Origin of the sequence: Kocuria marina (assembly GCF_000786655.1) — a bacterium.
GTDB classification, from domain to species: Bacteria; Actinomycetota; Actinomycetes; order Actinomycetales; family Micrococcaceae; genus Kocuria; species Kocuria marina_A.
In genome coordinates this window covers 207,056-216,928 of record NZ_JROM01000011.1, presented here as the reverse complement: position 1 = coordinate 216,928, position 9,873 = coordinate 207,056, and the positions used below count along the sequence as shown (strand labels likewise).

General features: G+C 66.7%; 8 protein-coding genes. 4 read left to right on the top strand and 4 right to left on the bottom strand.

Features of this window, described 5'->3' with window-relative positions; all coding sequences use genetic code 11:
- Window positions 1–300: 300 nt before the first annotated feature.
- Window positions 301–450, bottom strand: coding sequence for a hypothetical protein (locus AS25_RS14495; protein ID WP_156960867.1), 150 nt, complete (start codon window positions 448–450; stop codon window positions 301–303).
- 343 nt (window positions 451–793) lie between these two features.
- Here AS25_RS14495 and AS25_RS02630 point away from each other — a divergent pair, with 343 nt between their 5' ends.
- A complete protein-coding gene (locus AS25_RS02630; protein WP_253270444.1) occupies window positions 794–2,266 on the top strand; it encodes a hypothetical protein in 1,473 nt (490 codons plus the stop codon).
- Between the two features lie 110 nt (window positions 2,267–2,376).
- Here the strand turns inward: AS25_RS02630 and AS25_RS02625 are convergent, their stop codons facing one another.
- Both AS25_RS02625 and AS25_RS02620 read right to left on the bottom strand, forming a co-directional pair.
- The gene (locus AS25_RS02625) at window positions 2,377–3,171 is read right to left on the bottom strand and encodes a nuclear transport factor 2 family protein (protein ID WP_035960953.1); all 795 of its coding nucleotides are present in this window, start codon (window positions 3,169–3,171) and stop codon (window positions 2,377–2,379) included.
- Between the two features lie 31 nt (window positions 3,172–3,202).
- Entirely contained in the window at window positions 3,203–4,621 is a 1,419-nt protein-coding gene (locus AS25_RS02620) for a gamma-aminobutyraldehyde dehydrogenase (RefSeq protein ID WP_035960952.1), read from the bottom strand.
- 248 nt (window positions 4,622–4,869) lie between these two features.
- Here AS25_RS02620 and AS25_RS02615 point away from each other — a divergent pair, with 248 nt between their 5' ends.
- Complete coding sequence (locus AS25_RS02615; RefSeq protein WP_035960951.1) at window positions 4,870–5,253, top strand: RNA-binding S4 domain-containing protein; 384 nt, start codon at window positions 4,870–4,872, stop codon at window positions 5,251–5,253.
- On the opposite strand, the gene mptB is transcribed toward AS25_RS02615, so the two are convergent.
- Complete coding sequence (gene mptB / locus AS25_RS02610) at window positions 5,250–6,812, bottom strand: polyprenol phosphomannose-dependent alpha 1,6 mannosyltransferase MptB (protein ID WP_035960950.1); 1,563 nt, start codon at window positions 6,810–6,812, stop codon at window positions 5,250–5,252. The two genes, AS25_RS02615 and mptB, sit on opposite strands and share 4 nt — an antisense overlap.
- A gap of 294 nt (window positions 6,813–7,106) precedes the next feature.
- Here mptB and AS25_RS02605 point away from each other — a divergent pair, with 294 nt between their 5' ends.
- Both AS25_RS02605 and AS25_RS02600 read left to right on the top strand, forming a co-directional pair.
- Window positions 7,107–8,432, top strand: coding sequence for a glycosyltransferase family 87 protein (locus AS25_RS02605; protein WP_035960949.1), 1,326 nt, complete (start codon window positions 7,107–7,109; stop codon window positions 8,430–8,432).
- A 181-nt stretch (window positions 8,433–8,613) separates the two neighbouring features.
- Complete coding sequence (locus AS25_RS02600) at window positions 8,614–9,852, top strand: glycosyltransferase 87 family protein (RefSeq protein ID WP_052160648.1); 1,239 nt, start codon at window positions 8,614–8,616, stop codon at window positions 9,850–9,852.
- The last annotated feature ends 21 nt before the right edge of the window (window positions 9,853–9,873 follow it).

The following is a 9,873-nucleotide window of genomic DNA, read 5'->3' as shown; positions in this document are numbered from 1 at the left end:
GCCTACGCGCCCTGCTCGCCGCCGGCGGACACCGGCCGTGGCGCAAGACCCCTACCCATGCTCATCTGTGAAGGGCCGAATTACCTCCAACGGAAATACCGAAGTGGGAATGGTGTTTGTACTGCCGGGAAAATTCTTGCAATCTTTAATTCGGTGGAACCGGACGGCAGCGGGTTATCGCCATGGGAGGTGCCGAGGACACATTCCAACCCTTATGGGCGGGATAATTGTGACTGGATTTATGACTGCATTACGTGCATTGCGGGGCCGCGCCCCGATCCCGGCGTCTCGAGCGCTCGGTCATCGGCGCCGGCGTGGATTATCCGGGTTGGATGGCCGGTTGGAGCCGCCGAACAGTGCGGACTTAAGGACACTTCCGAAAAAATAAATGAGGCCGGCAACCAGAATGATAAGCAATATCAAGCCGATAAGAATGGCCAGGTGATCCATTATTCACTCCTCGCACCTTGTGAATTCCATTGTCATACGTGGTTATAAGGATTCAGTCTAGCAGGATCACCCTCATGAAAATAGTGCGCCATTCCATTCGTATTTCTCCTACGAAGCGGATGAGTAATGCCGGCCAGTGATTGAGCGATACGCGGGGGGCACGACATGGAGCCTCCCGCAGTCATGCTCACCATCCGCTCCCGGGGGCGTAATGACATCTCACGGAGGGGCGGTCTGCAGCTGGAACCGCCGGGCCCACCCGGAGGGTCGAGGAAACCGGTCAGGCTGACGACACGGTAACCAGTTAAATAAGAATGATTCTCACTTAAGTTACAGTGCTCGCATGCACACCATCGAACACACCGCCCCCGGAGGGGCTCGCTCGTCCATGCTCGGATTCATCACCATGCACCGCCGGGGGCCCGTCACCTTGGCCGCGCTGGCCGTCGGGGTCCTCGCCCTCACCGCGTGTGGGGCGGGGGGCGCGGAGCTGGCGGGAGCGGCGTCGTCGTCCCCGCGCGCCGAGGAGACCACGAAGGCCGCGGCCAAGGAGGTCTCGCGACTCACCCCGCGCGCGGTGGTGGCGTACGACGGCGGTCTGCTCACCGTGGACACGGCGTCCGGCGAGGTCCTGGACAAGACTGAGAAGGATGGGTTCCTGCGCCTCAACAACGCCGGGGACGGCAGGCACGTGATGGTCAGCGACGGCGACGTGTTCCGCGTACACGACACCGGCCTGGACGCGCACAAGCACGGCGACCACTACCACTACCGCCAATCCGCACCCGAGCTGACCGACGTGACCTTCGACGCTCCGCACGCCGGGCACGTGGTGGTCCACCACGGCAAGACCACATTGTTCGGCGACGGGGACGGTTCCATCACGACCTTCGAGTCCGAGGCGCTGAAGCACGGCGCGCCGGACGCGACCGAGCGGAAGACCGAGCACCCGCACCACGGTGTGGCGCTCGAGCTGGCCGACGGCACGCTGTTCACGACCCAGGGCACGGAGGATGAACGGCACACCGTGCGGGTGCTCGGCAAGGACGGCGCCGTCAAAGCCGAGACGACGGACTGCCCGGGTGTGCACGGTGAGGCGGCGGCCGCGCCGGGAGCGAGCACCGACACCGTGATGGCGGGTTGCGAGAACGGGCCCGTGATCTACCGGGACGGGAAGTTCCACAAGGTGGCCGTGGCGGACGCCTACGCGCGCTCGGGTAACCTCGCGGGTTCGGAGACGTCGCCGATCGTGCTGGGCGACTACAAGGTGGACGAGGATGCCGAGCAGGAGCGACCCACGCGCGTGGCCCTCTTCGACACCCGGGACGGCTCGCACGGGTTGGTGGATCTGGGCTCGTCCTACTGGTTCCGTTCGCTGGCCCGCGGGCCGGAGGGTGAGGCTTTGGTGCTCACGTACGACGGCAAGCTCAACGTGATCGACGAGGAGTCCGGCAAGGTGGTCCGGAAGATCGACGTGATCCAGCCGTGGGAGGAGAAGGCGGACTGGCAGGAGGCGGGTCCCGCGATCAAGGTGGCCGGCTCGAGCGCTTACGTGACAGATGCGCAGAACAAGAAACTGCACGTGGTGGATCTGGCCAAGGGTGAAGTGGCCAAGACCATCGACCTGCCGCAGACGCCGGTGGAACTCGCGGTGGTGACGGGCAAGCCCGAGGCTCCGGCGCGGGAGGAGAAGGCGCACGGGCACGGTTCCCACGGGCACGGTTCCCACGAGGGTCACGACCATGTCCACGACGACGCCGCTCCCTCAGCGGGTGCCCCTGCGGACGCCGGAGGTCACGGCGGGCCCGGGCGCTGACGGTCCCGGATGATGTGCTCCTCGATCACTGGAACAGATCGGGCAGTGGCCCCGTGGACGCCATTACGCGTCCACGGGGCCACTGCATTGTCAGGTCGTCTCGGTCAGGTTCAGTCCGCTACCGACGTGAACGCACCGTGCGGGTGCGCCAGTTCGTCATCCGACGGAACCGGTCCGATGGCGTCCCACAGTTCGACCCACGCGCCGTCCTCGATGCGCCACAGTTCGCAGAAGAAGTGGCGGTCACCGGCGATGGATCCTTCCGAGAACGTCAGGACGAAGTTCCCGTCAGCCACCGTGCGGTGCAATGTGTCGTAGGTCAGTGCAGAACCGTCCTCCTTGAGTTGTTTCAAGAAGTCGACCATGTTCTGCACACCGTCGGCGATGTCACCCGAGTGCTGCGTGAACCGCCCGTCCGAACGCGTGAAATCGCCCGCGGCGTCGTAGTCCTGGCCCTGTAAGAACGTGGCCCAGGCCCGCTTGACGAACTCCCTGTTGGCCTCGGTGTCGGCGGATGCGTCTACCTCCGTGGGGCCGTCCAGCTGGGTGTGGCCCGACTCGTTGGGTGGTGTCTGATCCACCAGGCCGTCCCAGTGCTCCACGATCTTGCCGTCGGCCACGCGGTAGATGTCGAACCCCACGAACACGGTGTCCGGATCCAACCCGGGATAGGCACCGTGCAGCGCAACCAAACCGGCCTTTTCGTCCACGACTACGCGCGCGACGTCGTGCCGCAGGCCCTCGCCCGCGTCGGTGACCAGCTCCCGCAAGCCGTCCTTGCCGTTGGCCACGAGCGGCGAATGCTCCACGTAGTCCTCGGAGAAATTGCGGTCCAGGGTGCTCAGGTCGTGTTCGGTGAACAGCTCGCGGTCCGCGGTGAGCACGAGATCTCGAATGTCGGTCATGATGCGCTCCTTCCCTCGTTCGTTGCCGCCGTCAGTCCAGCGAGCTCATCACGTGCTTGATGCGGGTGTATTCCTCCACGGCGTACTTGGACAGGTCCTTGCCGTAACCGGAATGCTTGAAGCCGCCGTGTGGCATCTCCGCGACCAACGGGATGTGGGTGTTGATCCACACGCAGCCGTAGTCCAGATCGCGGGACATCCGCAATGCGCGGCCGTGATCCTTGGTCCATACGGATGACGCCAACCCGTATTCCACCCCGTTCGCCATCTCCACAGCCTGCTCCTCCGTGGAGAACGTCTGCACGGTGATGACGGGACCGAAGATCTCGTTCTGGATGGCCTCGTCATCCTGCTTGAGGTCAGCCACGATGGTCGGCTCGAAGAAGAAGCCCGGGCCGTCCGCTTGCTTGCCACCCGTGGTCACCGTGGCGTGCTCCGGCAACCGGTCGATGAACCCGGACACCTGTTCGAGCTGTTTGGCGTTGTTGAGCGGGCCATAGAGGATGTCTTCCTTGTCCGGGGTGCCGAATGCCGTGTCCTTCGCGGCTTGGGTGATCTTCTCCAAGAACTCGTCACGCACCGATTCCTCCACGAGGATGCGGGTGGAGGCGGTGCAGTCCTGGCCGGCGTTGAAGAAACCGGCCTCCGCGAGCGTGGAGGCGGCGGAGTCCAGATCCGCGTCCCCGAACACCACGCAGGGCGCCTTTCCGCCCAGTTCCAGGTGAGCGCGCGTGAGGTTCTTCGCCGCGGATGCGGCCACTGCGAGGCCCGCTCGGATCGAGCCGGTGATGGAGACGAGTCCCGCCGTGCGGTGTGAGACGACCGCTTCCCCGGTCTTGCCATCCCCCAGTACGACGTTGAAGGTGCCTTCCGGAAGGAATTCCGAGGCGATCTCAGCGAACAGCAGGGTGGACTCCGGAGTCGTGTCCGACGGTTTCAACACGATGGTGTTGCCGGCGGCCAGGGCGGGCCCCACTTTCCACACGGCCATCATGAGGGGATAGTTCCACGGCGTCACCTGGCCCACCACGCCGATGGGTTCCCGACGGATCACGGAGTTGAGACCCTCCATGTATTCGCCGCTCGCCAGGCCCTCCATCATGCGGGCGGCGCCGGCGAAGAAGCGGATCTGGTCCGCGGAGACATCGACTTCCTCGGACTGGATCAGGTACTTGGGCTGGCCCGTGTTGCGGGATTGTGCGTCCACGAGTTCGGACCCCCGGGCCTCGAGGGCATCGGCGATGCGGAGCATGGCGAGCTGACGCGCACCGGGGGTCATGCGCCCCCATGTCTTGGACGCCTTTGCGGCTGCCTCGTAGGCGGCATTGACATCTTGCTCGTTCGAGTTGGGAGACTGTTCCGTTACCTCACCGGTAGCCGGGTTGACCAGGTCGAAGGATTCCTCGGATGCGGATTCCACATAGGTGTTGTTGATGAAGTTCTTGAGCATGAGCGCTCAACCCCCGTTCTCAACCGCCTCTGCGTCTTTCGCAGATGCTTCGGGGCTCACGTCCTTGTGCAGCCCCACTCCCACCGTACCCACCACGGCGTGATATTGCTCACAAGAGCCAGGAGTTCTCCCGTGAGCTACGGACCTCGCACAGGGATGGTGGGGGCTGGTCCATGAATCGGATGATCCGGTGATTCCCTTGGCGACGGGCGGCAGCCGCGTCGTCGCCCCCGAGTACGGTGGACCCCATGAACGCCCCAGCCAACGAACCCGGTAGCGCCCGCCTGGACGTGTGGTTGTGGTCGGTGCGGTTGTTCAAGACCCGCTCCGCCGCCACGACCGCATGCCGTGCGGGACACGTGCGGCTCAACGGCGCCCCCGTGAAGGCCGCGCAGCCGGTGCGGGTGGGGGATCGGGTGAGTGTGCGCCGCCCGGGGTGGCAGCAGGAATTCCAGGTCACCAAGCTGATCGTCAAGCGCGTGGGCGCCCCCGTGGCGGCCCAGTGCTACATCGACCATTCCCCGCCGCGACCCGCGGAACTCAGTGTGCCGGTGGCCCGCCGAGACCGTGGCGCGGGGCGGCCCACCAAGAAGGACCGCCGCGAGCTCGAAAGGCTCAGGGGCCTGCGTTAGTCCTTGTGCGCCGTCGTACCTGCGGCCACCTGAGGGGGACCGGGATCCACCCAGCCCCGGAACCCGCCGTGGGTCAGCAGAGTGCGGGTGCGGGGGTCGAACAACGCGAGGTAGAGCGTGAAGGCCACCGTGATCACGAACGCCACCTGGGACACGCTCACGCTGAGGTCGATGAACGGCCACACGGACAGCTGGTCCTGGGCGCCGAAGACCACGAAGAACGTGATCACGATGTACAGGATGCGGATCTGCCAGTTGTCCTTGATGCCGGTCGCGGCCAGCAGGGGGATGAGCCACAGGATGTACCAGGGCTGGATGATGGGGGACAGCAGCACCACGGCGGAGAACGCGAGGGCCATTCGCCGCACGATCCTGCGGTCCCCACCCACGAACATCAGTACGAGGACCAGGGCGATGGCCGCGTACTGCAGCACCTGACGGAACACCGATGCGAGGGCGTCCCCCGGCAGGCCGAAGAAGTTTCCCACGCGCTCCACCTGTTGTCCCAGGAACCCGGACGGCGAGTACCCCGTGTGCCCGGGGGTGGGGTCCAGCAGGGCCCAGGCCCAGCCGAGGCCCAGGTTGTCCGCGTAACCGCTCACCGCGAGGATCCCGAAACTGAGCAGTGCGGTGGCCGCCCAGATGACGAACCGCCGCGGCCATGAGGCTCCCTTGCCCGCCCACAGCAGACCGATGAACGGCAGCAGCAGGATGGTGATGGGTTTGATCCCGATGGACCCCGTGACCAGAAGTATGCCCAGAAGGGGATGTCTGGTGGCCGCGGCGTACACGCCGGCCACGGCCAGACCCACCATGAGTGCGTCGTTGTGGGCGCTCGCCACGAAGCTGATGAGGAACAACGGGTTGGCCACGGCAATCCACAGGGCACGGGCACCGTTGACGCCGTGTAGCCGCGCGAGCTTGGGCACGTAGATCATGCACAGCACCACGCCCACGTACGCCACCGCGCGGAAGAGCATCACAGAGGCGTCCGGCTGGGCATTGGTCAACCGGACCACCCCGGCGGCGATCCACAGGAAGTAGGGGCCGTACGGGGTGCGGGCCTCCGCCCACTCCGGGTCCGCGCCCAGCATGAACCAGTTGTCGAGCGAGGAGATCCCCTCCACGTACGGGTCCTTGCCGGCCAACATCAACCGGCCCTGACCGATGTACGCGTACACGTCCCGCGAGTAGATGGGAACGGCGAGGAACAGGGGCAGGGACCACGCGATCACGGCGATCATCACGGTGCGCAACGACCCTTGCGGCCACCCCCGCAGGCGTTGACCGAGGCGCAACCACGACCGGATGAGCAACATGGCGCCCACGGTGAGCAGCACGGTGCACCCGTACACGCCCCACACGTTCACGCGCAGTTCGATGACCAGGGGGTGCCGGACCATGGGGGAGCCGTTGGCGATCCACCCGGTCCCCACGGAACCCACGAGCATCATGAGCGAACCGATGACGCCCTGGATGATCGCCATGTGGGCGCGCGAATCATTCTTGGCGGTGGAACCGGTGTGCGCGGGAGAGGGGCGAGAACCGGTCGCGGTCATGGATTCCAGCCCCCTCAGCCAACCAGTGGTGGGCGAGCCGAGGTGTCCAGCGGCTCCGACCCCTGACTTTACAGGACGGTTTGCACTCGAACAGTGCGCGTTCTGGGGGTTCCCTGGGGGCGGGGTGAGCGCATCACGGCGCCGTATGCGGTCCCCGGAGTGGTTCCCCATAGAATCGGAACCGGTATGTCCGAGGCGCCGGGACCCTCGGGCGCCGCACACCCCCGAGCGGGACCAGTGCACACCCCCGGACCAGAACAGAATCCCGCGCGCATTCGGACAAGGACCTCATTCGTGCCCACAGAGAGATATTTCACGGCCGCCACCCGGGCACGGGACGCCGTGCTCCCCCGCGCCGCGCAGGATCGTCTGATGACACCGGGCGCGCTGCTCGTGGGGTTCCTGCTGGTGCACGTGGGCTTCCTGATCTTCGCCCTGATCGTCTCGCTGCAGGGCAACGCCTTCAGCGACACCAACATCTACCGCGCGTGGGCGGAAGCGGGTTTCGACGACCGCAACATCGCGTACGGTCCCAGCCCCTGGGTGTACCCCGTGCTCGCGCAGATCCCCATGGGGCTCGCGGGCATCGCGGGACCGGGCCCGTACTTCTTCCTGTGGGTGCTCATCATCGCGGTGCTCAACGCCGTGGCCATGGGCAAGCTGACCGACTGGGGTCGTAACCGCGCCGCCCTGCCCGCCGGCTGGTGGTGGCTCATGTTCATCCTGCTCATGGGCTGGCTGGGCTTCGCGCGCGTGGACGGTCTCACGGCCCCGCTCGTGCTGCTGGGCCTGGTCTACGGGGTGTCCTGCCCGTTCGTGGCCTCCGCGATCCTCAGCCTGGCCACGTGGATCAAGGTCTGGCCGGCCGCCGTCGTGATCGCCCTGCTGACCGCCGCACGACGCCGCGGCGCCGTGTTGCTCGCCGGGATCCTGGTCACGCTGTTCGCCGTGGCGGCCGCGTTCGTGTCCGGTTCGCCGCGCCAGATCGCGGACTTCATGACCCAGCAGGGCGACCGCGGCATGCAGCTCGAGGCCACCTTCAGCACCCCGTGGCTGTGGCTCTCGGTGCTGGGCGTGGGCGATTCCCGCATGTACATGAACACGGACATCAACTCGATGCAGGTCAGCGGCCCCGGCTCGGACGTGATGTCCCGGCTCATGCAGCCGCTGTTCGTGGTGGCCGCCGTGGTGGTCGTGGTGCTGATCGCCCGCGGTCTGCGTCGCGGCGTGCACACCGGTGCCCTGGACCGCACGGCCCTGTTCCTCGCGGGCTCGCTGACCATGGTCACGGCCTTCATCGTGTTCAACAAGGTGGGCTCGCCCCAGTTCATGGTGTGGCTGGGCCCCGTGATCGCGGTGGGTCTGGTGCACAACTGGAAGGTGTGGCGCACCCCGGCGTTCCTCGCGGTGCTGATCGCGATCGCCACGTTCTTCATCTACCCGCTCTTCTACACCGCGCTGAGCCACAACAACCCCGTGATGGCCGGCGTGCTGACCCTGCGCAACCTGCTGCTCGTGGTCCTGCTGTGGTGGTCCGCGCGCGGGCTGTACCGCTTGGGTTCGGCCGGGTCCGCCGGTTCCGCCGCGAAGGGAGAGCCGGTTGCCGGCCCGCACGCCTGACGACGACGCCGCTCCCGCCCCCGGAGCCGCCCACCGCACCGGTGTGCCGCGTGCCGACGCCTCTGCCGCCGGCTCCATTGCCACTGGAACTGCCCCGCGTGCCGGTGATGCCTCCGACGACGCCGCTCACCCGGCGACCGTCGCGCGGCGCGGGGCGCAGCGCCGTCGTCCGCCCGCGTGGCTGAACCGCCCCGCCGCCGTGTGGGTGGGCTTCGCGGTGGTGCACGTGTACTTCCTGGCCTGGATGGCGACGTTCTTCCTGCACGGGTGGGCGTTCAGCGACACCGAGCAGTACCGCGAATGGGCGATGGCCGGGTACAACGCCCCCGACCAGGGTTCCGTGAGCCCGTGGGTCTACCCCGTGCTCGCGCAGGTGCCCATCATGTTCCCGAGGATCGCGGGGCACGACCTCTACCTCCTGGCGTGGACGCTCATGATCACCGCGTTGAACGCCGTGGCCATGTGGTTCCTCCTCCACCGCGCCCCGCGCAGCGGTGTGCTGGCCGGGTGGTGGTGGGTCGTCTTCACCGTGTTCCTGGGCTACCTTAGCTTCGCGCGTGTGGAGGGCGTGGCGGCGCCGATCGTGTTCATCGGCCTGTTCTACGCGGTGCGCCATCCGGTGGTGGGATCGGCGCTGCTGAGTATCGCCACGTGGATCAAGGTGTGGCCGGCGGCGGTGCTGCTGGCCATGGTCATTGCGCTCAAGCAGCGCGTGCGCATCATCGCGGCGGGCGTGGTGGTCACGCTGTGCGTGGTGCTGGGTGTGCTGATGCTGGGCGGGATCGAGCGGATCGCGGACTTCCTGCTCAACCAGGGCTCCCGGGGGATGCAGCTCGAGGCCACGTTCTCCACGCCGTGGGTGTGGGCGGCCGTCCTGGGACTCGCGGATTCCCGGATCGCGGACAACACCGCGATCAACTCCACCGAGGTCTACGGCCCCGGCGTGGAGATCATGGCCTCCCTCATGCAGCCGTTGCTGCTCTTGGCCGTGCTCGCCGCAGCGGCGCTGCTCATCCGGGCACTGCGGCGCGGTGCGGAGAGGGCCCTCCTGGTCTACGCCGGGTCCTTGCTGTTGACCATCGTGCTAATCGTGTTCAACAAGGTGGGTTCCCCGCAGTTCATGATCTGGCTCGCCCCGGTGATCATGGTGGGTCTGCTGCATGACCGCGTCCGGTGGCGCATCCCCGCCCTGCTGACCCTGGGCATCGCCGCGACCACGTTCGTGATCTACCCGCTGTTCTACACACCGCTGATCCACGCGAACCCGATCATGGCCGGGGTGCTGACCCTACGCAACGTGCTGCTCGTGATCCTCTTGGGCTGGACCGTGCGGCGGATCTGGCAGCTGGGCGCACCCGCGGCCCGGCCCGGTGCCCCTGTGCCGAGCGCCGCGGACCGGGAGTCGTCTCCGCAGCGGTAGTCGATCGCCAGGAACGGTCCC

What these genes read in the sequence shown, in the direction of transcription:
- AS25_RS02615 (WP_035960951.1), top strand. Translation starts at nt 4,870, where the DNA reads ATGAACGCCCCAGCCAACGAACCCGGTAGCGCCCGCCTGGACGTGTGG.
- AS25_RS02630 (WP_253270444.1), top strand. Translation starts at nt 794, where the DNA reads ATGCACACCATCGAACACACCGCCCCCGGAGGGGCTCGCTCGTCCATG.
- AS25_RS02620 (WP_035960952.1), bottom strand. Translation starts at nt 4,621, where the DNA reads ATGCTCAAGAACTTCATCAACAACACCTATGTGGAATCCGCATCCGAG.
- AS25_RS02625 (WP_035960953.1), bottom strand. Translation starts at nt 3,171, where the DNA reads ATGACCGACATTCGAGATCTCGTGCTCACCGCGGACCGCGAGCTGTTC.
- AS25_RS14495 (WP_156960867.1), bottom strand. Translation starts at nt 450, where the DNA reads ATGGATCACCTGGCCATTCTTATCGGCTTGATATTGCTTATCATTCTG.
- mptB (WP_035960950.1), bottom strand. Translation starts at nt 6,812, where the DNA reads ATGACCGCGACCGGTTCTCGCCCCTCTCCCGCGCACACCGGTTCCACC.